The sequence below is a fragment of the Massilia sp. 05N420 genome (assembly GCF_056397205.1).
Genome location: NZ_JBFTMX010000053.1, coordinates 1 through 22,788, shown reverse-complemented (window position 1 = coordinate 22,788; position 22,788 = coordinate 1). Strand labels below are relative to the sequence as shown.

Below are 22,788 nucleotides of genomic sequence, written 5' to 3'. Positions count from 1 at the left end.
GGTCAATGCCCGGTGCGGGCGCTATGATGTTGCCTGCTGGCAGTGTTTCTAGTAGGCAGCAAACATTGCGCCAAGATATTGTGAAGGATGCATCATGAAGGGCATGACCAAACCACCGCCGAGCGGGATCTCTTACGCCGGCAAGGTTGTGCTGGTAACCGGCGCGTCCAGTGGCCTGGGACGCGCGATGGCGCTCGCATTCGGACGCGCGGGCGCCTGCGTGGTCGTCGCGGATACTTCCATCGACGGCGGCCACATGACCGCCGCCTTGATCGTCGAAGCGGGCGGCAAGGCTTTATTTGTTAAAACGAATGTAACGGTCGCCCAGGAGGTCGAAGCGCTGATCGACAAGGCGGTTTCGCACTACGGCCGCATCGACGTCGCCGTCAACGGCGCCGGCATCGAGGAAGAATCCCTGCCGCTGGCCGAAGGCGACGACGAGCAGTTCGAGCGCATCATGAACGTCAACGTCAAGGGCGTCTGGCTGTGCATGAAGAGCCAGCTGCGCCAGATGCTGAACCAGGAAGGCGGCGGCGTCATCTGCAACGTGGCCGACGCCGGCGGCCTGGTGGCGGCGCCGAACCGCGCCATCTACGCGGCCTCCAAGCATGCCGTGGTCGGCCTGACCAGGACCGCGGCCGTGGAATACGCGAAATCCGGCATCCGCGTGAACAGCCTGTGCCCGGGCGCCGTCAAGACCCCGATGCTGGCCCGTATGCTCGAGCGCGAACCGGGCCGCGACAGGAAGCTGAAGGCGGCCCACCCGATGGGGCGCATCGCCGAGCCGGCGGAAATCGCCAGCGCGGCTTTGTGGCTGTGTTCGGAGCAGGCGTCCTTCGTTACCGGTCATCAATTGGCCATCGATGGCGGCCTGACCGCGATGTAATTCGATGCGCGGACGTGGGGGCGTCGCCCACCACGCCGCACCTCACGTCGCGCTCAACTCCGCCACGAAATCGTACATATCGCCGCGGAAATAGGAACGGCAAAACTCCACCGCCTGCCCGTCCGGCAAGAAGCCCAGCCGTTCCACGCACAGCCCGGCATCGCCTTCCTTCGACTGCAGCAGCTTGGCCTGCTCGGCATTCAGCAGCAGGGCCGACAATCTCTGCAGCGCCCGCACCGGGCGCTTGCCGGCCGCTTCCAGCGCCTCGTACATCGAGGTGTCGACCGCATCCAGCGAGGGCAGGGCGGAGGCGGCGATGGTCGCGTATTCCAGGCACATCGGCATGTCGTCGGCGTAGCGGATGCGGTTGAAGCGGTACACCGCGGCGCCCGGCGACAGCCGCAGGCGCAGCGCCTCTTCCGGCGTGACCGTCCCTTCCGAACGTTTCAGCCAGACGCTGCGCGGCGTGCGTCCGCGCGAGCGCATGTCTTCGGAGAACGAGGTCAGCTTGGCGAAATTCTTCTCGATGCGGGTATTGATGAAGTTGCCCGATCCCGGTCGGCGTACCAGTAAACCTTCCTCGACCAGGCCGTCGATCGCCTTGCGCACCGTGATGCGCGAAATGTCCAGTTCGGACGCCAGCTGGCGCTCCGCCGGCAGTGCCTCGGCCGGGCCGTAGAGGCCGCGGTCGATCGCTTCGCGCAGGGCGCGCTGCAACTGCTGGTAGAGCGGCAGGTTGCTGGTGGCGGAAAGGTGGTGCATCAACTGCGCGAGAGAGGACATGCGGCGAAAGGTCTGTGTGAATCCGCCGATAATACCAAAAAAAGACCGCTTGCCGAGAAGGCTATTTCGGGCGCGGATTCTGCAATCCGCGGTCGGCCTCTACCCGCTTGCCCGAGCGGATGTCGCGCACCGCCATGCCCACCGCGCGCGCCACGTTGCGCACTTCCTCCTGGAAGGCGGTGTCGCGGTCGAGGGTCTCGTGGCTGTCGGCATACGATTCGTAATAGCCGACGAAACGGTCGAGCAGGGCAGTGGGACTCGACGAGATCAGCCCCATCCAGTCCAGCCAGTCGGACAGCGAGCGGCGCGTGCCCTCGATGCCGGCAACGTCGCCATGCACCACCAGCCCGTAGGCGCGGCCGGCCAGGTGTTTCGGATAGTCCCAGTTCTTCTCGAGTTCCTTGGCTTCCCCGGCTTCCTTGCCGTGGGTCGAGCTGGGGTCGGGATTGCCGCCGTCGGCGCAGACCAGGCGGTCGATCATCAGCTTCAGCACCGAGGGCGACTGGTACCAGTAGACCGGGGTCAGGATGATGATGCCGTGGGCCGATACCCATTTCTCGTAGATCTCGTTCATCCAGTCGTTGTTCTGGTGCAGCGAGTGGTTCGGGTAGCAGCTGCAGGGCCAGTGGCATAGCGGCATCGCCGTGGACACGCAGGCTTTACAGGGATGGATGTGGCGGTCGAAGTCGGAAATGATGCGGGACAGGTCGAGCAGGTCGGTATCGAAGCCTTCGGCCAGCAGGATTTCTTCGCACATCCTGGCCAGGCGCCAGGTCTTCGAAATCTCGCTGGGGCAACTGCCGTCGTTGCGCGCCGCGCCGTTGATCAGCAGGATGCGGCTGAGCGTGTTCGGATCCTTCTGCTTCGCCTCGGCGGCCAGCAGGCGGTCGTGGGCGTCCTTCCACTCGACCGAGAGATCGTAGTCCGGGTCGGCATAGCCCGGTCCCGCCTTCACCGTCACCGGCGCCTTGTGCGAGCCGGTATAGGCCTGCCAGGCGATTTCCTCGACGGCCGCCAGTTCGTGGCCGACGTTTTCGTAGAGGGGATCGAAGAAGTTGCGCGAGAAGCGCAGGCGGAATTCGTCGCGGTCGAGCTTGGCGGGCGCCTGGCCCTTGCGTACGGTGGTCATGAGCGGTCCCCGGAATGATGTCCATCGGATTATGGACCGCGCTCATGGCCGGGCCGGTACGCCAGCTAACGCTGAAACGAAAAAGGCGGCGCGGCCCCGGGGACCGCACCGCCTTCCGGCGTCAACCGCATGCGCGCCGTATCGTGGATTACTTGTTGTTGCCGCCCGGGTTAGGGTGGTTCGCCAATACGATGAAGTACTTGGCGGCGTCGGACAGGCCGCCGCCCGCTTTCACGGACTGGAAGGTTGCAATCGCCTTGTCCTTCTGGCCGGCGCGCATGTAGGCCATGCCCAGGCGCAGCTTGGCTTCGTCAGGCGACTTCAGGCCACCCTTGGCGATACCCTGTTCGATGAAGCCGATGCCCTTGTCGAACTGGTCCATGGTCACGTAAGCCCAGCCCAGGTTGACCAGGCCGGCGCCGGTCTTCGACTTGGAGGCCGAGGCTTCGCCCGAGGCGATGTTCTTGGCATCGTTGGCGGCTTCCCTGGTGGCGCGGTCGCGCAGCTGGCGGTGCTGGGCGGCGCTGCTGCCGGTGCCCAGTGCGCCGGCGGCGTAGCCTGCGTCCACGACCTTCTTGGCTTCGGTCGGGAAACCGTCCTTCAGCGCCAGTTCGGCCAGTTCGTTGTACATCTCCGGCGTCATGACTTTGACGGCCGCGAATTCGAGGCGCAGGACGTCGGTGATGTTGGCTTCCTGGAAGCCCGGCTTGCGCACGATGCCGCGGCTGATCACGTCCATCCAGTAGTCGTCGTTCGGATAGTAGGTGATCAGCTGCTCGAGGCCGTACAGGTAGGCGGCATCATCCTTGACGCGGTTGGCGGCCGAGGCRTACAGGCGCAGGTCTTCGTTCGACGGCGTCTTGCCGGCTTTTGCGGCGGCTTCCAGCTGCGGACGCAGCAGCTTCATCGCGCCGGCGAAGTCGTTGCTCAGGTAGTAGGAACGGATCAGCGGCGCGGTGGCGGCGTCCGAATTCGGGTTTTCTTCCTGGAAGCGCTTGAACCACTCGATCGCCTTCGGATAGTTCTTGGCGTTGTAGTACATGCCGGCCAGGGCCTGGGTGAACTGGGGCTTGTCGGCTGCCGGCAGCTTGCCCGAGGCCAGGATGGCTTCCAGGGCCGCGATCGACGCCTGGTCGTTGTTGGTGGCGGTTGCCAGCGACAGCTTCAGGCGGTTCAGCACATAGGTTTCATACGGGGTCTTGTCCGGGAAGGCCTCGGCCTGGGCAACGCGGTTCTGGACTTCGGTATAGTTCTTCGCGTCCATCAGCGGCTTGATCTGGGCCGAGTCGAGCAGCTTGAACAAGTCCGGGCGGACGGTGTCCGGCTTCGGCTGTGCGGCGGCTGCCTGATCGTTCTTGTCTTGCGCGTAGGCGCTGTGCGTGAGTGCCGGTGCAGCGTTCAGGCCGATAGCGGCCAGCATCAGGGCAAGGCGGGCAAAACGGAATTGGGACATGAATAATCCTTCTCTTTTGGTAACTCGGACAAAGCGTGCATTGTCCCACAAACTGGAATAAGGGGGCCGGACAATTGTGCCGCAGGCCGGGCTGCGGCAAGCGCGTCGTTACAATGGGTTACGTCAGATGCATAAAGGCAAGCTTTAGAAGCCAGGCACTGGGCACACGCCCTCTGCCTCGATCTCTCCGGCCAGCCAGGCATTCACGGCTTCCAGCGCCGGCGGCGCGAAGCCGTAGGTCATCAGGGCCGGGGCGCCGAAGTCCAGCGCCTGGTAGGGATTCCACAGCGCGAGGTGGAGGTCGGGTGTCCAGCTGGCGCGTGCGTGCGCGCCGTAGCGGCGGCGCGAAGTCGAGGCCAGCACCGTGAAGCGGCCGTCCTGCGGCAGCGCCTGCCAGTCGAAGGCTTCCGGATCGGCAAAGGTCAGCAGCTCGACCTCGTACAGTTTGCCGAGCGAGGCGGCGATGTTCGCCGCCGGCACGCCGGCTTCCGACACGCCGTCGCTGACCACGTCCTGGCGCGCGACCAGGCGGATCTTGCTGCCGGGAGCCGGACGGGATGGCGTCCCGCGTGCGGTGAGGGCGCGGCGCCAGGCGCGCGCCATCAGGGCGCGGTCCGCCGCGTCAAGGGCGTAGGGGACGCTGCCGGCCGGATGCGCCTGCGCCAGCTTGTCCAGGCGGTCCAGCCGGGCCTGCACCTCCGCCAGGGACAGGGTGCCGTCGGCAATCGCGGCGGCGATCGCGTCCAGGGTCTCCTGCTGGGTCTCGCGGCTGCCGATCGCCATCACCATGTCGGCGCCGGCCACCAGCGCATTCACGGCGGCCTGGCCGGCGCTGTAGCGGTGCGCGATCGCGTGCATGTCCATGCCGTCGGTGATGATCACGCCCTGATAGCCCATCTTCTCGCGCAGCAGGTCCGTCAGGATGGCGCGCGACATGGTGGCCGGGTTGTGCGGATCCAGCGCCGGGTAGACGATGTGGGCGGTCATGACGGCCGGCGCGTGCGGCGCGGCGGCGCGGAAGGGCGCGAACTCGAAACGCTCGAGCTCCGCCAGTTCCTTGTCGACTTGCGGCAGGTCGCGGTGCGAGTCGACGTGGGTGTCGCCATGGCCGGGGAAGTGCTTGACGCAGCAGGCCACGCCCTCGGATTCGCTGCCGTCCATCCAGGCCATCGCCAGCTCGGCCGCGCGTTCCGGATCGGCGCCGAAGGAGCGCTCGGCGATGACCGGGTTCAGCGGGTTGTTGTTCAGGTCCAGCACCGGCGCGAAGTTCCAGTTGAAGCCCATGGACTTCACGGCGCGGGCGACGGCGGCGCCGACTTCCTTCGCCAGCATCGTATCGTTGGCCGCGCCCAGCGCCATCGCCGACGGCGGCGGCGGCACCCACAGCGAGCGCACCACGGCGCCGCCTTCCTGGTCGAGGGCGATCAGGGCGGCCGGGCCCATCGCTTCACGCAGATCGGTATTGAAACGGGTGAGTTGCGCCGCGTCCGTCATGTTCTGGCGGAACAGGCAGGCGCCGCGGATGGCGTTCTCGCGGATGAAGGCGGCGGTGTCCGCATCCAGGTCCGTGCCGAACAGCCGGATCATGATCAGCTGGCCGGCGAGTTTGCGGTAATCGTTCATGATGCGCTTAGTTGGTCCTGGTGACTTTGCTGAGGTGGCGCGGCTGGTCCGGGTTCAGGCCGCGCGCCTTCGCCAGGCCCGCCGCCATCACGTAGAAGGCCTGGATCGCCACGATCGGGTCGAGGTCCGGGGTCGACGCCACCGGCAGGTCGAGGTCGCGGCCGGCCACGTCCTGCGGCGCCGCCAGCAGCACGCGCGCGCCGCGTCCGCGCATCTCTTCGGCCAGCGCCACCAGGCCAGCCTGGGCAGGGCCGCGGGTCGCGAAGATCAGCAGGGGATAGCCTTCCTCGATCAGCGCCATCGGGCCGTGCTTGATCTCGGCGCCGGAGAAGGCTTCCGCCTGCAGGGCCGAGGTCTCCTTGAATTTCAGGGCCGATTCCAGCGCCACCGGGAAGCTGATGCCGCGGCCGACCACCATGATGTTGCGGGCCGGGGCCAGGATCTCGATCGCCTTCGACCAATCGGTTTCGGTGGCAAGCTGCAGGGCGTCGGGCAGGGCGCGCAGGCCGTCCTTCAGCTCGGCATCACCTTGCCATTCGGCCACCAGGCGGGCGCCGGCGGTGAGGCTGGTGATGAAGCTCTTGGTGGCGGCCACGCTCTTCTCTTTGCCGGCATGCAGCGGCATCGCCCATTCGGCAGCCTTGGCCAGTGGCGACTCGATGTCGTTGACCAGCGCGACCGTGGTGGCGCCGCCGTCGCGGAAGTAGCGGATCGGCTCGACCACGTCCGGGCTTTGGCCCGACTGCGAGATCGACACCGCCAGCGTGCCCCGGGTCTGCAGCGGCGATTTATACAGGGTCACCAGCGACATCGGCAGCGAGGTCACCAGGCGGCCCAGGCGCGCCATGGTCAGGTAGGCGAAGTAGCTGGAGGCGTGGTCCGAGCTGCCGCGCGCCACCGTCACCACGTTGTTGAAGGTGGCGGCGCGTAGCTGGCGGCCGAGTTCCGCATAACGATCGACTTCGTTCGACAGTTGCAGGGCGACGCAATGGGCGGCGGACTTGGCTTCTTCCAGCATCAGCGAGGTGGGTTCAGAGCTCACACAATTCTCCTTCGATACAGACAGCTTTAATGCATAAGTTACGGTCGAGGACGACCAGGTCGGCAAAGCAGCCGGGCGCCAGGCGTCCGCGGCGGGTTTCGCCGAGGTAGTCGGCGGCATTCGTGGATACGCGGCGCGAGGCGTCTTCGATCGACAGGCCGATCGAGACCAGGTTGCGCAGCGCCTGGTCCATGGTCAGGGTGCTGCCGGCCAGGGTGCCGTCGGCCAGGCGCACGCCGCCCATGCATTTATGGACCACCTGGCGTCCCAGCATGTACTGGCCGTCCGGCATGCCGGCGGCGGCGGTCGAATCGGTCACGCAGAACAGCTTCGGAATCGAACGCAGCGCCACCCTGATCGCGCCCGGGTGCACGTGCAGCAGGTCGGGGATGATCTCGGCGTACTGCGCATGCGCCAGCGCGGCGCCGGCCATGCCGGGTTCGCGGTGGTGCAGGCCGGGCATGGCGTTGAACAGGTGGGTAAAGCCGGCCGCGCCGTTCTCCAGCGCCTTGACGCCGTCTTCATACGAGCCGGTGGTATGGCCGATCTGCACGCGGATGCCGGCGTCCGCCATCTGCCTGACGAGCGCCAGGTGGCCGTCGACCTCGGGCGCCACGGTAATCAGGCGCATCGGCGCCTGGCCATTGAAGCGGTTGACTTCAATCATCGAGGCTTCGCGCGCGAACGGCGGCTGGGCGCCCAGCTTGCCCGAGTTGATGTAGGGGCCTTCGAGGTGGACGCCGAGGATGCGGGCTTCGTCCTTGCCGCGCTCCTTGCAGGCACCGCCGATGGCGGCGAGGGCGCGTTCGATGTCCTCGACCGGGGCGGTCATGGTGGTGGCCAGCAGGCTCGTCGTGCCGTGCTTCGCGTGCAGGCGGGCGATCACGTGCGGGGCGTCGCCGCCCTCCATCATGTCGCGGCCGGCGCCGCCGTGGACGTGCAGGTCGATGAAGCCGGGCAGGATGTAGTCGTCGCCGTTGGACGAGGGATCGGCCGCCTGGCCGTCGATGGCGGCGATGGTGTTGGGTTCGCCGTCGGCCAGGCGGATTTCGCCGCGGATCCAGCCGCCCGGAGTGAGGATATTGCCTTTCATTGGCTGTGGTTCCTTGCAAGTTGAAGCTGAATCATGCGCAGCGCGCCGGCCGCGGAATCGCCCTGCGGCGGCGTGGTGCGCGCCAGCAGGCCGGAGGGGAGGAAGTCGCGCAGGGCCGCACCGAGGCCGCCGCACAGGGCCAGCGGCAGCCTGCCTTCGGGGTCGAGGGCCTGGGCGATGCAGGCAACTTCGGCGCCGGCGTCGAGCAGGATGGCGCGCGCCACCGGATCGCCGGCCGCCGGATCGCCGGCCGCCGGATCGTCCGCCTCGGTGCTTCCATGTTGCAGCACCAGCGGCGCCAGGCTGGCGTAGGCGGTCTGGGTGGCCTTGCCGAGCCAGACCTGGATCGCGTCGCGATTGCCGCCGCAAGCCTCGATGACGCTGTCGGCGAAGGCGCTGGGTTCGCGGCGGCCGTCCAGCACCTGCTCGATGTGGCCGATGGCGCGCAGGCCGATCCAGCCGCCGCTGGCTTCGTCGCCGGCGGGGAAGCCCCAGCCGCCGACTTCGCGCCGGGTGCCGTCCGCGAACAGCACTTCGCCGACGCTGCCGGTGCCGATCGCGACGATGGCGCCGGGCGCGCCGCCGTGGGCGCCCATCAGGGTGGTGAAGGCGTCGGTCTCGAGGCGGATGGCGGCGTAGCCGGGATTGGCGCCCACGAATTCGGCCGCCCACTGCTTGTTGTGCACGCCCGCCAGGCCAAGGCCGATGGCAACGCGCTCGAGCGGCGGCTGCTCGATGCCGGCGGCCGCGAAGGCGGCGCCGGCGGCCTGCTGGACGGCGTCCCAGGCGCGATGGATGCCGAGGCCCAGCCCGGAGGGTCCGCCGGCGCCCTGGGCCAGTTCATGATGGCCCGGATGCGCATCCGCACGCGCGAGGCGTACCCGCGTGCCGGTGCCGCCGCCGTCGACGCCGAGAAGATAATCGATCATGTTGAGTTCGTGCCGGGAAGGTCAGGGCACTATAGGATCAGCCGGTGGGCCTGTCAACAGGTATTTAAGTGGTATGCAAAAGTATGATACCAGTTTCACCCAAGCTGCTGATCCTTGAGGTGGCGACTGGTATGGTCGGTGGTATTGTCCTGGTGGCCGGCGCGCAGCCAGCCGAACAGGATGGCCATCATGAAGGGACCGACGAAGAGGCCGATCACGCCCAGGGTCGAGACGCCGCCGAGCAGGCCGAACAGCACGGCCAGGAAGGGCAGGTTGACGCGGTGGCCGATCAGCTTGGGGCGGATGAACTTGTCGACCATGAAGAGTTCGACGGCGCCCCAGCTGAACAGGCCCAGCGCCGCGCCCGAGTGGCCCTGGCCCAGCAGCAGCAGGGAGACCATGGTGAAGGACAGCGGCGCGCCGCCCGGCACCAGGGCCAGGTAGCCGGTGATCACGCCCAGCAGGGCGGGCGCCGGAGCGCCGGCCAGGAAGTAGGCGATGCCGAGCACCACCCCCTCGAGGATGGCGACCGAGCACAGGCCCAGCGCGGTGCCGCGCACCGACAGCGGCAACAGCCAGCGCAGGTTGGCGTAGTAGGCCGGCAGCAGGCGCTCGCCGGCGCGGTCGGTGTAGCGCACCACGGCCGGGCCGTGCACGTACAGCATGAACAGGGTGAGCAGGGCCAGGAACAGGTAGAGGGCATTGGCCAGGATGATCGAGCCCCAGGTGCGCGCGGCGCCGGTCAGGTGCGGCATGATGTCGCCGACCGTGCTGCGGATCAGGCTGCCGATGCCGCCCGGCAGGGCCAGGTGCTCGTTCCACCACTTGGCCGCCGGCTCGGCCACCATCGGCAGCTTGGCGAGCCAGGCCGGCACCGGCACGCCGGCTTCGTTCAGGTGGGCCAGCAGCCGTTGCACGCCGGCCAGTTCGCTGCTCAGGGTGTTGAACAGCACGAAGGAGGGACCGGCGAAGGCCGCGACCAGCAGCGCGACCAGGAAGGCCGCGCTGAGCGGACGCGGCCAGCCGCGCCGCAGCAGGCGTTCGTGCAGAGGCCAGGTGATCACCGCCAGCAGGGCCGCCCAGGCGAGCGAACCCACGAAGTGCCGCAGCACGAACGCGAGCCCGATCGCGAACAGCAGGGGTAGCGCGGATTGCGCCAGGGGGGAATGCCGCATGTGGTGCCTGGTCTCTTTCGAATGCCTGTCTTACGCGCGCTGCAGGGCGGCGATGCGCTCTTCGCAGGACGGATGGGTGCTGAACAAGGACAGCATACCACCGCCGGCAATGCCCGATGCGGCCATGTTCTTCGGCAGGTCGCCCTGTTCGATGCCGCCCAGGCGGCGCAGGGCCGCGATCATCGGACGCGGGGTGCCGATGATCCGGGCCGAGCCGCGGTCGGCGCGGAATTCGCGCTGGCGCGAGAACCAGGCCACGATGATGCTGGCTACCAGACCGAACAGCAGGTCGCAGACGAACGAGGTGACGGAGAAGGCGATGCCGGGGCCGCTGTTTTCCTCGCCGCGGCGCAGGAAGCTGTCGACCGCGTAGGCGACCACGCGCGCCAGGAATACCACGAAGGTATTCACCACGCCCTGGATCAGGGTCAGGGTGACCATGTCGCCGTTGGCGATGTGGGCCACCTCGTGCGCCAGCACGCCTTCGATCTCTTCGTGGGTCATCGACTGCAGCAGGCCGGTCGACACCGCCACCAGCGACGAGTTCCTGGTCGCGCCGGTGGCGAAGGCGTTTGGCGCGCCATCATAGACGGCCACTTCCGGCATCGCGATGCCGGCGCGCTGGGCCTGGGAAGCGACCGTGTTCATCAGCCACACTTCGGTGGCATTCGACGGCTGCTGGATCACGCGTGCGCCCGTGCTCCACTTGGCGATCGGCTTGGACAGCCACAGCGAGATGAAGGCGCCGCCGAAGCCCATCAGCGCGGCGAAGCCGAGCAGGGCGCCCAGGTTGAGGCCGTTCGCGGTCAGGTAGCGGTTGACGCCGAGCAGGCTGGCCGAGATGCCCAGGACGAGCATGATGGCCAGGTTCGTAGCGAGAAAAAGAAGGATGCGTTTCATGATGGCTTACCCCATGGAGGTTATATTTCCAGAGTGTAAGGATAGAACATTGTATTGATCGTAAAAAGCGCAGTTTTTCGGATATTGACTTCGAAAAAACCGAAGTCATGACCTTCGGCTGGGGCACGCGCTGGTTCGGCATCAGCGCCCTGGGATGGCTACTGGCGGTCGGCTCCCTGCCGCCCTGCTGTTCGGCGTGATCGCCTCGCTCAGCATGAGCCGGCGCACCATGTCGGCCTTCAGGACGTGGTCAGCCTGCAGACCTGATCGCAAGCGACGAGCGCGCCGCCGAGAAGCTGGCCGAGCGCCTGGCCGCCGGCACCATCTCGGAAGCCACGGTGACCCTGTTCTGCGACAAGCTGGAAGCCAACAAGGCGCGCCTGCCGCAGGAAATCCAGGAAGAAGCGGATGCCAGGGCTTACATGGACGAGCTGCAGAAGATCGTCGACGCGCTCTCCAAACAGCTGGCGGACTTCGACGCCCAGGCGCTGTGAACTAACAATAAAGTTTGCCACAAGGTCCTCTATGAGGCGGACCGATTCCGGCTGCTGTTCTTGCAAATAATGTTTGCCACAAAAGCCCGGCGAACGGTCTTGCACCGTTCGCTTGCAACAATAAAGTCTGCCACAGCCTAGACGGCACGTTGGGTGCGCAGCCGATAGCAGACGATCGCTATGGCTCAGTGTACGACCTTGTTGCCACCTGGACAAGTCGCGGGGCGTCGGAGTACCGCTAGAGCTCTTGTGGCAGACTTTATTGTTTTGTGGCGAACTTTATTAGTTTGTGGCGGACATTATTAGTCCGTGACAGGCGCGCAAGGCGATCCAGCAGTTGGCCGCGGCCAAGGCTCAGAAGGAACTGCAGGAACTGCGCATGGAACGCCAGACCCAGCTGGCCGGCCTGCGCATCGTCGCCGACATCGGCCAGAAGCCGCTCGACCAGCAGGCCGAACTCGATGCGATCCGCAAGTCGGTGAGCCAGCCGGAAACGGCCGGCGAGAGCGCGCTGGAGCGCCTCAAGCGCCTGTCGGGCAAGACCGCTGCCTGATCCGCTATTCTGAATCGCGCAGCCAGGACTTGCTTAATTGCTTGGCGGGGAGGGGAGCCGTGGCGACCGCCGCGGCCTGGCCGCGCTGGACGAATTCGTGCTTGGCCTTGCGCTGCCTGGCCGGCGCGCTGAACTTCGCTTTGACGCCCAGCACGCATCGGTAAATCAGCGCGCCGACGCCCAGGATCAATGCGCTGGCGGTGATCGCCAATCCGTCGGGCCGGCCGGCGATGACGAAAATGCAGACGAAAGCGATGAGGTCGAGGCAGTAGATATAGTTGAATCGCGCCTTTTTCTCGGAAGCGAGCTTGGTAACGGACATGCTGAATTCCAGGTAAATCTCGCAGCGGGCGTATGCCGCATGCATGTCGCCGATTCTATCATTTCCACATGGAAATTTTGCGTGATTCTTTCGCAACAGCGGAGCCAGTACGCCTATTGCGCCCGGTAATCGACCACCAGCGATTTCTCCAGGCAAGCACCGAGGGTGTCGAATGCGAACGGGACGACGCGGCGCAGGGTGGAAGATGCTTCGATGGCCATGTAACGACGATAGCCAAGGGCAAGCACCTTGCGGCGCACGATTGACGGCTTGTTTGACACGCCATAATCGTTGAGCAAGACTGCGGTCACGCGTGACGTGGAGGTTGGTACATGGATGTTCGCTGGGGCAACAAGGGAGTTTTTCAGGGAAGCGCAGCACACTCGATCGCCTACCGTCCGGATATCGACGGATTGCGCGCCGTCGCCGTCGGGCTGGTGGTGCTGTTCCATGCCTGGCCCAAGTGGCTGCGGTCCGGCTTCATCGGCGTCGACATCTTCTTCGTCATCTCCGGCTTCCTGATCACCTCGATCATCCTGAAGGACCTGAGGCAGCGCGAGTTCACGATCCGCGGCTTCTATGTGCGCCGGATCCGGCGCATCTTTCCCGCCCTTGTCACCGTCGTGCTCGCGGTGCTGGCCTTCGGCTGGTACGTGCTGCTGCGGCAGGAATTCGCCCAGCTCGGCAAGCACGTGGCGGCGGCGGCCGGCTTCGTGTCCAACCTGGTGCTGTGGAGCGAGTCCGGCTACTGGGACAACGACTCCGTCACCAAGCCGCTGCTGCACCTGTGGTCGCTGGGCGTGGAGGGGCAGTTCTACCTGATCTGGCCGGTCGCGTTGGCGCTGTGCTTCCGCGTCCGCTTCGGCATCCTGGCCTTCCTCGCCCTCACGCTCACCGGCTCCTTCCTGTACGGGCTCTACGCCACCTTCAACGATCCGGCCGCGGCCTATTTTTCGCCGGTGTCGCGCTTCTGGGAACTGGCGTCCGGCGGCCTGGTGGCCTATGCGATGACCAAGAAAAGCCCGCTGCTGCCGCGCCCCGGCCTGGTGTCCGCGCTGGGCCTGGTGCTGCTGGTGCTGGGCGCCGTCCTGATCAAGGGGCAGGCCGATTTTCCCGGCGCCTGGGCGCTGCTGCCGGTGCTGGGCACCTGCGCGCTGATCGCCGCCGGCAACGTTTCCTTCATCAGCCGCCGCCTGCTCGGCAACAGGCTGATGGTGGCGGTCGGCCTGGTCAGCTATCCCTTCTATTTGTGGCACTGGCCCTTGCTGTCCTTCGGCTACATCATCGAAGGCGAGAAGCCCTCGGCGCTCCTGAAAGCGGTGCTGGTGCTGGCGGCGCTGGCGCTGGCCTTCCTGACTTACCACCTGGTCGAGCGGCCGGTGCAGAAGGCGCCGAACCGCCGCCGCGCGATCCAGGGACTGGTGGTGGCGATGGCCTGCTTCGGCGTGCTCGGGGGGATGGTGAAGGCGGGCCTGCTGCATGAGCGCATGCCGTCCACCGCGGTCGCCCGCTACATGGGCGCGCTGAACGATCTCGGCTTTCCGGATCCGGCCATGAAGCCGCTGCACTACAAGGGCTCGCTGTTCCAGCAACTGGTGGGGGAGGGCAAGGGGACCACGGTTCTGATCGGCGATTCGGTCATGGAGCAGTATGCGCCGCTGGTGTCGCAGGGCTTGCGCGAATCGCGCTTCGACCGCCACAACGTGATCTTTGCGACCCAGGGCGGCTGTCCGCCGATCGAAGGCGCGGTGCGCCTGCCGCGCCTGCGCTATCCGACCTGCACCCAGTCGGTCGAGAATGCCTACCGGCTGGCGGCATCGCCGGAGGTCGACACCGTGGTCATCGCGGCGTCGTGGTACGCTTATTTTGCCAATTGGCAAAACGATGTCCAGATGCCGGTCGAGGGCGTCCTGCAGACCTTCCCGGCCAAGCCCGCGCACCAGGTCGCCTATGCCACGCTGCACCGGTCGGTGGCGCGGCTGCGCGAAGCCGGCAAACGCGTCTACCTGATCCTGCAGCCGCCTTCCGGCGACATGTTCGATCCGCGCTCGATGATCACCGGCTCGCGCTTCGGCGAAATGAAGCCGCGCACGGACTTGGCGCCCTTCCGCGTCGACCGCTTCTACAGCGACAACGCGGAACCGCGCAATCGCCTGCTGCGGATCGCCCAGGACACCGGCGCGATCCCCATCGACCCGGTCGATACCATCTGCAGGAACGGCATCTGCCCGACCGTGAATGCCGCCGGCGAACCGATCTACACCGATCCGGTCCACATGCGGCCCTTCTACGTGCGCAGCAGGGTGCGTTATCTCGATCCGGCGCTGAACGGCGCTGACGCGAGATCCCAGTTGTCGTTCCTGCCGTCGAGGTGACTGACCGGCACCGCGGCCAGCCCCTCGTCCGTCAGTCCGTCCAGGCAGTGCACGCTGACCGCCACGTAGGCGCCCCAGCGCGGCGAGCTTACCTTTCCGAAGGGCCGCACGCCGCAGATGGCGCAAAAGAAGTGCTGCTCGGTGCGCGTGTTGCAGCGGTACTCGGTCAGCGCCGCCTCGCCGCGCAGGAGGCGGAAGGCGTCCGCGGGTACGATCGCCGCCCAGTTGCGCTGCTTGGTGCACAGCGCGCAGTTGCAACGGATCGTGCCCCTGGACAGGTCGACCTCGGCCTCGAAGGCGACCGCGCCGCAATGGCAGCTGCCACGGTGGCTTGCGAGGCCGGCCATGCTCAGCGCGCCGCCGCCGGCATCGGTTTCTCCACCAGCGGCAGCTCGATATAGCTGCTGTGGTAGATCCGCTGCGTCGCCTTTTTATAATCCTCCGGCCTGGCGAAGAAGATGTTGTCGACGAAGGTCTGGGGATTGCGGTCGTACAGCGGGAACCAGCTCGACTGCACCTGCACCATGATGCGGTGGCCGGGCAGGAAGACGTGGTTCGCGGTCGGCAGGTCGAAGCGGTAGGACAGCGGCTTGTTGGCGGCCAGGGCTTTCGGCTTGTCGTAGCCTTCGCGGTAGCGGCCGCGGAAGATGTCGCCCGAGATCATCAGCTGGTAGCCGCCCATCTGCGGCTGGCTGCCCACCTGGTCCGGATACACGTCGATCAGCTTCACCACCCAGTCCGAATCGGTGCCGCTGGTCGAGGCGACCAGGTTGGCGACCGGTTCGCCGCTGATCTTCACCGGCACCGTCAGCACGTCGGACACGAAGGTGGCGACGTCGGTGCGGCCCGAGGCTTCGCGCTGGTCGTCGACCATCCAGCGCGGCCAGGTCTGGCCCTTGGCTTCGTCGTAGCCGTAGGGCGGGATCGGGCGCTGGCGGAAGGGCACCGGTTTGGCCGGATCGGACACGTATTCGTCGTAGGCCTTCGCCTCGGGCGCGCCGCCCAGCACCGCCTTCTGGTTCGCCGCCAGGCGCAGCGGGACCGGCTTGATCGCGCAGGCGCCGGCTTCGGGACAGCCGCTCGGCCAGGAGGCGAGGGTGCGCCACTTGTTGGTGCCGGTTTCGAACGCCGTGACGGCCGGGATCGGGGGCGTATTGGTGTCGCCCTTCAGGTAGCGGTCGAGGAAGGGCTTGAGCACTTCCTGGCGCCAGTACAGCGCGGTGTCCGTGCCGAATTTGAGCGCGCCCAGGCTGCTGCCGTCGCCGATCGCGCCGCCGTGGTTCCATGGGCCCAGCGTCAGGTGCACCAGGCCGTTCGTGTCCTTCGGCTTGATCGCCTTGTAGACGGCCACCGGACCGTAGATGTCCTCGGCATCCCACAGGCTGTGCACCAGCAGGGTCGGCACCGTGACCGGCTGCGCGGCCAGGATCTTGTCCATCGCCTGCTGCTGCCAGAAGCTGTCGTAGGCCGGGTGCTGCGAGAGCTTGCGCCAGAAGCCGCTCTGTTCCAGGCCGCGTTCGCGCGCCAGGGCGCCGGCCGAACCGGCGCGCATGTACATGTCGTAGTCGTCGTAGTTCGAGACGTACCATTTTGCGGCATTGCCGCGCGTGACCACCTGCTCCAGGATGTAGGAAAGATTAATCTGGCGGAACGCGCCGTGGTGGAACCAGTCGTCGCCCATCCAGCCGTCGACCATCGGGTTCATCGGCACCGCGGCCTTCAGCGCCGGATGCGGATTCACCAAGGCCATCAGGGGCAGGAAGCCGTCGTAGGAGATGCCGATGATGCCGACCCGGCCATTGGTCTCGGGGATGTTCTTGACCAGCCAGTCGATGGTGTCCCAGGTGTCCGTCGAGTGGTCGACAGGGGTCGGGTTCAGCGGACCATGYAGGGGGCGGTTCATCACGTAGTCGCCTTCCGAGCCGTACTTGCCGCGCACGTCCTGCACCACGCGGATGTAGCCGCCCTGGACGATCACGTCGGCGGCGTTGTCGTAGCCGCTCAGGATCGATTCCATGTCCGAGCTTTCGGCATGGTTGGTCAGGCTCGACGCGTCGTAGGGCGTGCGGGTCAGCAGGATGGGGGCATTCTTCGCGCCCTTGGGCACGATGATGACGGTGTTCAGCCGCGTGCCGTCGCGCATCGGGATCATCACGCTGCGCTTGACGTAGTTGAAGCCGGCGGTCGGGGCTACGAATTCGGCCGGTGTTTCCGAGGGCAGGGCGGGGTATTGCGGGGCCGGCGGCGTCGGCGTCGGCGCTGCCGTCTGGGCCTGGGCGAGGCCGGCGAGGGCAAGCGCGCAGGCGAGCGCGCACTTGCGTGCGACCGTGGTGCTTGGTGACTTCATGGGCGTCCTTGTTCTGGTCTTGTCGTGGGGCGAAGTAGCGCCGCCGCTACGTTAGCACAAGGAAGCAGGGGCGGGATCAGCCGTGCGTGAAGCGCTCGAACAGGAGGGTGCCCTGGCGCCGCGTGGCCGGGCCGTCGAGATGGTCCCACCAGCCGAGCRGGAAGGTCATCTTGCGGTCGGCCATGGCGACCAGGTCGTCGAAGCCGCGCTGGCTCTCGCTCACGGTGATGATGCGGGCGTCGAGGTCGGCGGCGATGTCGAGGCAGATGTCGCCATGATGGTCGCGCCAGGGCTGGGTACCGCCTGACGGGTCGCCGCGCCAGGCGCGGATGCGGCTGATCGCGTCCCAGGGCACGACCAGGCCGCGCACCGCGAAGCAGGTGTCGGAGACCAGGATCGCCGGCGCGGACGGGATCCGCAGCCAGCCCGGCCGGCGCAGCAGCCGGGTTTCGATGGCGTCGAGGAAGGCTTTCATGGTGCTTCCTTCGATGCGTCCTTCAGTCGGCGGAGCGGTGGGTGCCGCTGCGGTCGACCAGCAGCTGGCCCCGCTCGGCGTTGCGCTTGTCCGTGCCGGCCAGGTTGACGGCAGCGCTGCCGGGGCCGCGCACCTGGATGTCGCTCTGGCCGACGTTCAGGCGGCGGCCTGCGAGGCTGCCGGAACCGTTGATCCGGGCGCTCAACTGGTCCACGCTGCCGTCGATGCGGGCGTCGCCGGGACCGTCCATGCGCAGCAGCAGGCGCTTGCCGGACATGCTGGCGGTCAGCTCGCCGGAGCCCTGCAGTTCGGCGTCGAGGGTGTCTGAGACGTTCTGCAGCCTGACGCCGCCCGGGCCGCGGCTGCGCACGATGGCCTTGCGCACCTTCAGGCTCTCGCCGTTCAGGTCGCCCGAACCGCTCAGCTCCAGCGTCAGGTCGCCGATGTCGCCGGCCAGCTGGGCATTCCCGGGGCCGCCCATGCGCAGCTGGCCGGTGGCCGCCTGCAGGCCGCGCGCCGTGAGGTCGCCCGAACCGTGGATTTCGGCGTCGAACTTGCGGATATTGCCGGCGATGCAGGCATTGCCCGGACCGCGCTGCACGCTGCGCGCGCCTTCGACCAGCAGGTCGCAGCCTTCGAAGTCGCCCGAACCGCTGCTTTCCAGTTCCAGCGAGCGGCTGCTGCCGGACAGTTTGAGGTCGCCGGGGCCGCGCATGCGGGCCGACACCCGCGCAACCCGCAGGCCGTCGGCGGTGAGGTCGCCCGAGCCGCTCATCTGGGCCGCCAGCTCGTTGGCGATGCCGGCCAGGTGGACGTCGCCGGGGCCGTGCATGTTGACGTCGGCATCGGCAAGCTTCATGCGGCGCAGGTCGAGGTCACCGCTGCCGCTGCTTTCCAGCACCAGCTGGCGCACCGCGCCGCTCGCGTGCAGGTCGCCGGGGCCGTTGCTGACCAGGGTGAAGCGGTCGCCGCCCGCCTGGGCCAGTTCGACGTCGCCGCTGCCGTTCATGCGCAGGCTCTTCAGTCCGGCGGCGCCGATGGTGACGGTGGTCTGGTCGCGGCGCTTGCGGCTGCCGAAGCTGAAGCTGAAACCGGAGCGCTCGACCGGACGCACCACCAGGGTGTCGCCGCGCACCGCGACTTCCATGCCGTCGAGGTCCTTGCGCTCGCCCGAGACCTGCACCGCCTGGCGCGCCTGGGCATCGATCACGACGCGGTAGGGGCCGGACAGCTCGATCGCGCTGAAGGCGCCGACCTGGCGCTGCTCGGTGACGATGCCGTAGGGTTGCGCCTGCGCTCGCGCGCTTTGCTCGCTCGCCGGCTGGGCGAAGCTGGCGTGGCTGGCGACGGCGCCGCAGGCGGCGACGAGGGCGATGGCGAGGGCGATGCGCTTGGGGACGGTCTTCATGATCTCGTTCTTGTGGAAGGGTGGACGGTGTCCGGAGCCTGAACGATATGGCAAGCTTGTCCTGTCTGCATGCGAAAAACGACAGACGCGCAAAAACGCGGCACCAACTGCAAAAGACGGGGGCTGGACGGGGTATATTATTCCCATGTCCACGCTCACCGTCCGCAAGCCGAACCTCGACCTGTCCTCGGGCTTTCCGCGCCACTGGATGGGCGGCGACGTCTATCGCACCGCCTTCATGAATGCGCTGTCGATGAGTTTTCCGCTCGGCGAGCAGATGTTCATCGACAGCGTGCGCGCGGCGCCGCCGGAGGCCATCCTCGATCCGCTCATCCGCGCCGACGTGAAGGACTTCGTCGGCCAGGAGGCCAGCCACCGTTTCATGCACCAGCAGTTCAATGCCGAACTGGCGCGCCAGGGCTTCGATTACACGCTCGAGCCCAGGATGAAGTGGAAGGTGGAGCGGATCCGCCGGCTGCCGGTGCAGGACCGCCTGGCCATCACCTGCGCGCTGGAGCACTACACGGCGATGCTGGCGGATTACGTGCTGCGCCACCCCGAATGGCTGCAAGGCGCCGAGCCGCGCCTGCGCACGCTGTGGAGCTGGCACGCCGCCGAGGAACTGGAACACAAGGCGGTCGCCTTCGACGTCTACCGGGCGGCCGGCGGCGGCTACTGGAAGCGGGCGATCTGGTACCTGCATGTGAGCCTGGCGTTCTGGCTGGACACCAACTGGCAGACCGTCCACAACCTGCGGCGCGACCGCGCCGTCTGGCGCCCGGGCACCTGGACCAGCGCGGCGCGCGCCTGGTTCGGCTGGCGCGGCATGGCCTGGAGCCTCTTGACGCCTGGGCTGGGCTATCTGTCGCCGCGATTCCACCCCTGGCGCCACGACAATCGGGCCCTGCTGCGGACGTGGCTCGAGAGCAACGAAGACAGCGTCCGTGCGATCGGCCGCACCCGGGCCTGAAATCCGCTTGCGCGCTCCCCGTGGCCGGATCCGGGTGCGGGTGTCATAATGGATGGCTAGTGCAAGGAGACTATCTGTGATTCGCTATCTGGGCACACGCAAGAATGCGGAAGGTGCCTCCGTCTATGTATTTCTCGTCAACGGCATGGAGAAGGAAGTGCGCGAGCACGCCCTCAAGCAGCATCCCGGCTGCTACGACGCCCTGCCGGCGTCGGTGAAGGCGAAGATCGCCGCCAACCGCGCATGGCTGTCGAAGCTCTGACCCCGTTGCGGGCGGCGCTGCTGTCGCTGTTCCTGATCGCCGCGGCCGGCGCGGCCTGCGCGCAAGCCCAGGACAAGCAGCCGTCCACCTTCGGTACGGTGATCGGCGGTGCGCTGCTGTGCCACGACCAGATCGACAACAAGTATTTCCATTCCTGGCTCAGCACCCATTTCGGCGCGCCCTACAAGCACGAGGGCGGGGCCTACTGGTTCCGCACCGGCGAGGCCACCTTGTGGGGCGCCCCGGTCACCGAGGTGATGGTCAGCGACGACACCAGCGAGCTGGCCTTCCTGGCCGCGGTGGCCGAGGTGCCGCCGGACGAACTGGAACAGTCGATCCGGCGCGTGTCCGGCGTGCCCTATCCGGCGGCGGATGCTTCGCCCTATCCTTTGCGCATATCCGCCCCCGGCAGCACGATCGCTTACTACAATACCAAAAGCAAAATATACTGCGCGAAGTTCAAACCGCTGCCGCGGCACTAGTATGTACACCACCTACTTCAATCTGACGCAACAGCCGTTCTCGATCGCGCCGGACCCGCGCTACCTCTTCATGAGCGAGCGCCATCGCGAGGCCCTGGCCCACCTGCTGTACGGGATCGGCAGCGGCGGCGGCTTCGTCCTGCTCACCGGAGAAATTGGCGCCGGCAAGACCACGGTCTGCCGCTGCTTCATCGAGCAGGTTCCCGACAACTGCCGCCTGGCCTATATCTTTAACCCGAAGCTGACGGTCGAGGAACTGCTGCTGACGATCTGCGACGAGTTCCGCATCGAGCTGCCGCCCGCATCGGGCGGGGCACTCGGCGTGAAGGCTTATGTCGACGCCATCAACGGCTACCTGCTGGACAGCCATGCCCAGGGCCACAACAACGTGCTGGTGATCGACGAGGCCCAGAACCTCTCGCCCCAGGTGCTGGAACAGCTGCGCCTGCTGACCAACCTGGAAACCAGCGAGCGCAAGCTGCTGCAGATCATCCTGATCGGCCAGCCCGAGCTGCGCACCATGCTGGCCCAGCCCGAGCTGGAGCAGCTGGCCCAGCGCGTGATCGCGCGCTACCACCTGGGCCCGCTGTCCGCATCCGAGACCGGCGCCTATATCGCCCACCGCCTGACGGTGGCGGGGGCGCATCCGGGCAACCCGATCCCGGCCTCGCTGGCGCCGCTGATCCACCGCCTCACGCACGGGGTGCCGCGCCGCATCAACCTGCTGTGCGACCGCGCGCTGCTCGGCGCCTATGTCGAGAACAGCCGCGAAGTGACGCCGAAAATCCTGCGCCGCGCCGCCCAGGAAGTATTTGCAGGTGAAGAACGGGCGCCGCGCGCACCCATGCGCTGGCCGCTGGTGGCGGGCGGGGTGCTGGCCGGCGCCGCGATCAGCGCCGCGGCCTGGCAGGCTGTGCCGCATAATCCCGCGCCGCCCGCACCATCCGCGCTTGCGGCCGCACCAAAGGCTCAGCCTTCGGCCAGGCCGAAGGCTCCGGCGAATGCGGGGGCGCTGCCCGCCGCCGCACAGGCACCCGCGAAGCCGCTGCTGCTGGCGACCCAGACCGAAGCCCTGCGCGAACTCGGCACCCTATGGGGCCAGCAATTGCCGACCGACACACCTTGCCAGGGCGCGCCGAAGCTGAACCTGCGCTGCTACCAGGGGCGCGGTGGCCTCTACGAGCTGCGCCTGCTCGACCGTCCGGCCATCGTCGCCCTGCACGACGGCCAGAAGCTGGGCTATGCGGTATTGAGCTCGATGGATGCCGATAGCGCCACCCTGAGCGTCAACGGCCAGCGCCAGAAGGTCAGCCTGGGCGCACTGGCGACCCGTTTCGACGGCGAATACACGACCTTGTGGAAAGTGCCGCGCGCCTTCCGCGACGAAGTCCATCCCGGCGACACCGGCCCGGACGTCGACTGGATCGCCGCCCGCCTGGCGGAACTGAACCAGCTGACGGCGCCGCGTACCGAGCAGCCGCTCGACGAGCCGATGCGCCGCCTGCTGCGCGCTTTCCAGTCGAAGCAGAACCTGAAGGCGGACGGCGTGGCCGGGCCGCGCACCTATATGCGCCTGAACCAGTTGAGCGGGGTCGACGAGCCACGCTTGCTCGCGAGCAACGGAACGGGAAAATAATATGTCCTATATCCTCGAAGCCCTGAAGAAGGCCCAGGCCGAACGCCAGTTGGGTAACGCGCCCACCATCCACGCGCCGCAGCCGGTGCAGGCCGCCCAACCGGGCCTTTCCGCCAGCCGCAGGCCGCTGTTCATCGGCCTGGGCGCGGGCGTGCTGGTGGTGGCGCTCGGCGGGCTGTTCATCTGGCAGCGTGGTGCCGGACCGGCGGCGCCGGCGGCCACGCCTGCTGTGTCTGCCGTTGCAGTGCCAGCCGCAGTGCCAGCCGCGGTACCGCCGCCGGTGGCCTCCCGCCAGGGTGTTGCGCCGTCGGTGGCTGCGGGTGCCGCTTCGAACACGCTGGTGGTGAGCGCACCGCCGGCGCCGGCGCCGCGCACTGTGCACGTGGCCGAAGCGCCCGCGCGTCCCGCGCCAGCCGTCGCCGCCGGCAGGGCAGGGGCCGATGCGCCGCGC

At 67.3% G+C, this 22,788-nt stretch carries 23 protein-coding genes and 1 pseudogene; 9 read left to right on the top strand and 15 right to left on the bottom strand.

Translation table 11 applies throughout. The features are described from left to right. The first annotated feature begins 94 nt into the window (after positions 1-94). Positions 95-886 (top strand): SDR family oxidoreductase, encoded by a 792-nt coding sequence (locus AC1DIX_RS24570; protein ID WP_442124601.1) that lies wholly within the window; start codon positions 95-97, stop codon positions 884-886. Between the two features lie 42 nt (positions 887-928). On the opposite strand, the gene AC1DIX_RS24565 is transcribed toward AC1DIX_RS24570, so the two are convergent. The 9 genes from AC1DIX_RS24565 to htpX all read right to left on the bottom strand — a co-directional run bounded on the left by AC1DIX_RS24565 (position 929) and on the right by htpX (position 11,013). Continuing rightward, a complete protein-coding gene (locus tag AC1DIX_RS24565) occupies positions 929-1,669 on the bottom strand; it encodes a GntR family transcriptional regulator (protein ID WP_442124600.1) in 741 nt (246 codons plus the stop codon). 61 nt (positions 1,670-1,730) lie between these two features. After that, positions 1,731-2,798 carry a flavodoxin family protein gene (locus AC1DIX_RS24560; RefSeq protein WP_477328014.1) on the bottom strand — a complete coding sequence of 356 codons (1,068 nt, stop codon included), beginning with the start codon at positions 2,796-2,798 and terminating at the stop codon, positions 1,731-1,733. A gap of 148 nt (positions 2,799-2,946) precedes the next feature. Then, complete coding sequence (locus AC1DIX_RS24555) at positions 2,947-4,251, bottom strand: tetratricopeptide repeat protein (RefSeq protein ID WP_477253923.1); 1,305 nt, start codon at positions 4,249-4,251, stop codon at positions 2,947-2,949. A 144-nt stretch (positions 4,252-4,395) separates the two neighbouring features. After that, positions 4,396-5,874, bottom strand: coding sequence for a beta-N-acetylhexosaminidase (gene nagZ / locus AC1DIX_RS24550; RefSeq protein WP_477328013.1), 1,479 nt, complete (start codon positions 5,872-5,874; stop codon positions 4,396-4,398). Positions 5,875-5,881: 7 nt separating this feature from the next. Next, entirely contained in the window at positions 5,882-6,892 is a 1,011-nt protein-coding gene (locus AC1DIX_RS24545) for an SIS domain-containing protein (protein WP_477328021.1), read from the bottom strand. A gap of 13 nt (positions 6,893-6,905) precedes the next feature. Beyond that, a complete protein-coding gene (gene nagA, locus AC1DIX_RS24540) occupies positions 6,906-8,009 on the bottom strand; it encodes an N-acetylglucosamine-6-phosphate deacetylase (RefSeq protein WP_477328012.1) in 1,104 nt (367 codons plus the stop codon). Next, on the bottom strand, positions 8,006-8,938 hold the full coding sequence (locus AC1DIX_RS24535; RefSeq protein ID WP_477328011.1) for a glucosamine kinase nucleotide-binding domain-containing protein: 933 nt from the start codon (positions 8,936-8,938) through the stop codon (positions 8,006-8,008). Before AC1DIX_RS24535 ends, nagA begins: the two co-directional genes overlap by 4 nt. A 95-nt stretch (positions 8,939-9,033) precedes the next feature. Further along, on the bottom strand, positions 9,034-10,113 hold the full coding sequence (locus AC1DIX_RS24530) for an AI-2E family transporter (RefSeq protein ID WP_477328010.1): 1,080 nt from the start codon (positions 10,111-10,113) through the stop codon (positions 9,034-9,036). Positions 10,114-10,143: 30 nt separating this feature from the next. Further along, positions 10,144-11,013, bottom strand: a complete 870-nt coding sequence (htpX, locus tag AC1DIX_RS24525; RefSeq protein ID WP_477328009.1) for a protease HtpX — start codon at positions 11,011-11,013, stop codon at positions 10,144-10,146. 338 nt (positions 11,014-11,351) lie between these two features. Between htpX and AC1DIX_RS24520 the strand changes: the two genes are divergently transcribed. Both AC1DIX_RS24520 and AC1DIX_RS24515 read left to right on the top strand, forming a co-directional pair. Continuing rightward, the gene (locus AC1DIX_RS24520; RefSeq protein WP_477328008.1) at positions 11,352-11,507 is read left to right on the top strand and encodes a hypothetical protein; all 156 of its coding nucleotides are present in this window, start codon (positions 11,352-11,354) and stop codon (positions 11,505-11,507) included. 379 nt (positions 11,508-11,886) lie between these two features. Continuing rightward, positions 11,887-12,060: a hypothetical protein gene (locus tag AC1DIX_RS24515; RefSeq protein ID WP_477328007.1), complete on the top strand. Its 174-nt coding sequence runs from the start codon at positions 11,887-11,889 to the stop codon at positions 12,058-12,060. A gap of 4 nt (positions 12,061-12,064) precedes the next feature. Here the strand turns inward: AC1DIX_RS24515 and AC1DIX_RS24510 are convergent, their stop codons facing one another. Then, on the bottom strand, positions 12,065-12,382 hold the full coding sequence (locus AC1DIX_RS24510; RefSeq protein ID WP_477328006.1) for a hypothetical protein: 318 nt from the start codon (positions 12,380-12,382) through the stop codon (positions 12,065-12,067). A 113-nt stretch (positions 12,383-12,495) separates the two neighbouring features. Then, positions 12,496-12,693, bottom strand: coding sequence for a hypothetical protein (locus tag AC1DIX_RS24505; RefSeq protein ID WP_477328005.1), 198 nt, complete (start codon positions 12,691-12,693; stop codon positions 12,496-12,498). 21 nt (positions 12,694-12,714) lie between these two features. Between AC1DIX_RS24505 and AC1DIX_RS24500 the strand changes: the two genes are divergently transcribed. Next, positions 12,715-14,757, top strand: coding sequence for an acyltransferase family protein (locus AC1DIX_RS24500; protein ID WP_477328004.1), 2,043 nt, complete (start codon positions 12,715-12,717; stop codon positions 14,755-14,757). Here the strand turns inward: AC1DIX_RS24500 and AC1DIX_RS24495 are convergent. The 4 genes from AC1DIX_RS24495 to AC1DIX_RS24480 form a co-directional block, all read right to left on the bottom strand. Further along, complete coding sequence (locus AC1DIX_RS24495) at positions 14,691-15,104, bottom strand: GFA family protein (RefSeq protein WP_477328003.1); 414 nt, start codon at positions 15,102-15,104, stop codon at positions 14,691-14,693. The two genes, AC1DIX_RS24500 and AC1DIX_RS24495, sit on opposite strands and share 67 nt — an antisense overlap. A gap of 2 nt (positions 15,105-15,106) precedes the next feature. Continuing rightward, positions 15,107-17,104, bottom strand: coding sequence for a CocE/NonD family hydrolase (locus AC1DIX_RS24490; RefSeq protein ID WP_477328002.1), 1,998 nt, complete (start codon positions 17,102-17,104; stop codon positions 15,107-15,109). Between the two features lie 76 nt (positions 17,105-17,180). Then, entirely contained in the window at positions 17,181-17,579 is a 399-nt protein-coding gene (locus AC1DIX_RS24485; protein ID WP_477328001.1) for a hypothetical protein, read from the bottom strand. 22 nt (positions 17,580-17,601) lie between these two features. After that, positions 17,602-18,987 (bottom strand): GIN domain-containing protein, encoded by a 1,386-nt coding sequence (locus tag AC1DIX_RS24480; RefSeq protein WP_477328000.1) that lies wholly within the window; start codon positions 18,985-18,987, stop codon positions 17,602-17,604. Positions 18,988-19,132: 145 nt separating this feature from the next. Here AC1DIX_RS24480 and AC1DIX_RS24475 point away from each other — a divergent pair, with 145 nt between their 5' ends. From AC1DIX_RS24475 to AC1DIX_RS24455, 5 genes and pseudogenes are all read left to right on the top strand, one after another. Then, entirely contained in the window at positions 19,133-19,957 is an 825-nt protein-coding gene (locus AC1DIX_RS24475; RefSeq protein WP_477327999.1) for a metal-dependent hydrolase, read from the top strand. A gap of 76 nt (positions 19,958-20,033) precedes the next feature. Further along, positions 20,034-20,219, top strand: a complete 186-nt coding sequence (locus AC1DIX_RS24470) for a hypothetical protein (protein WP_442124579.1) — start codon at positions 20,034-20,036, stop codon at positions 20,217-20,219. After that, entirely contained in the window at positions 20,201-20,701 is a 501-nt protein-coding gene (locus AC1DIX_RS24465; RefSeq protein WP_442124578.1) for a hypothetical protein, read from the top strand. Before AC1DIX_RS24470 ends, AC1DIX_RS24465 begins: the two co-directional genes overlap by 19 nt. 1 nt (position 20,702) lies before the next feature. After that, positions 20,703-22,337 (top strand): ExeA family protein, encoded by a 1,635-nt coding sequence (locus AC1DIX_RS24460; RefSeq protein ID WP_477327998.1) that lies wholly within the window; start codon positions 20,703-20,705, stop codon positions 22,335-22,337. A 1-nt stretch (position 22,338) separates the two neighbouring features. Then, positions 22,339-22,788: pseudogene (locus AC1DIX_RS24455) on the top strand (general secretion pathway protein GspB); the annotation flags it as partial.

Bases quoted from the DNA above. Each gene is read 5' to 3' on its own strand.
- AC1DIX_RS24570 (WP_442124601.1), top strand. From the start codon at position 95: ATGAAGGGCATGACCAAACCACCGCCGAGCGGGATCTCTTACGCCGGC.
- AC1DIX_RS24565 (WP_442124600.1), bottom strand. From the start codon at position 1,669: ATGTCCTCTCTCGCGCAGTTGATGCACCACCTTTCCGCCACCAGCAAC.
- AC1DIX_RS24560 (WP_477328014.1), bottom strand. From the start codon at position 2,798: ATGACCACCGTACGCAAGGGCCAGGCGCCCGCCAAGCTCGACCGCGAC.
- nagZ (WP_477328013.1), bottom strand. From the start codon at position 5,874: ATGAACGATTACCGCAAACTCGCCGGCCAGCTGATCATGATCCGGCTG.
- AC1DIX_RS24545 (WP_477328021.1), bottom strand. From the start codon at position 6,892: ATGCTGGAAGAAGCCAAGTCCGCCGCCCATTGCGTCGCCCTGCAACTG.
- nagA (WP_477328012.1), bottom strand. From the start codon at position 8,009: ATGAAAGGCAATATCCTCACTCCGGGCGGCTGGATCCGCGGCGAAATC.
- AC1DIX_RS24535 (WP_477328011.1), bottom strand. From the start codon at position 8,938: ATGATCGATTATCTTCTCGGCGTCGACGGCGGCGGCACCGGCACGCGG.
- AC1DIX_RS24530 (WP_477328010.1), bottom strand. From the start codon at position 10,113: ATGCGGCATTCCCCCCTGGCGCAATCCGCGCTACCCCTGCTGTTCGCG.
- htpX (WP_477328009.1), bottom strand. From the start codon at position 11,013: ATGAAACGCATCCTTCTTTTTCTCGCTACGAACCTGGCCATCATGCTC.
- AC1DIX_RS24515 (WP_477328007.1), top strand. From the start codon at position 11,887: ATGGAACGCCAGACCCAGCTGGCCGGCCTGCGCATCGTCGCCGACATC.
- AC1DIX_RS24510 (WP_477328006.1), bottom strand. From the start codon at position 12,382: ATGTCCGTTACCAAGCTCGCTTCCGAGAAAAAGGCGCGATTCAACTAT.
- AC1DIX_RS24500 (WP_477328004.1), top strand. From the start codon at position 12,715: ATGGATGTTCGCTGGGGCAACAAGGGAGTTTTTCAGGGAAGCGCAGCA.
- AC1DIX_RS24495 (WP_477328003.1), bottom strand. From the start codon at position 15,104: ATGGCCGGCCTCGCAAGCCACCGTGGCAGCTGCCATTGCGGCGCGGTC.
- AC1DIX_RS24480 (WP_477328000.1), bottom strand. From the start codon at position 18,987: ATGAAGACCGTCCCCAAGCGCATCGCCCTCGCCATCGCCCTCGTCGCC.
- AC1DIX_RS24475 (WP_477327999.1), top strand. From the start codon at position 19,133: ATGTCCACGCTCACCGTCCGCAAGCCGAACCTCGACCTGTCCTCGGGC.
- AC1DIX_RS24465 (WP_442124578.1), top strand. From the start codon at position 20,201: ATGGCTGTCGAAGCTCTGACCCCGTTGCGGGCGGCGCTGCTGTCGCTG.
- AC1DIX_RS24460 (WP_477327998.1), top strand. From the start codon at position 20,703: ATGTACACCACCTACTTCAATCTGACGCAACAGCCGTTCTCGATCGCG.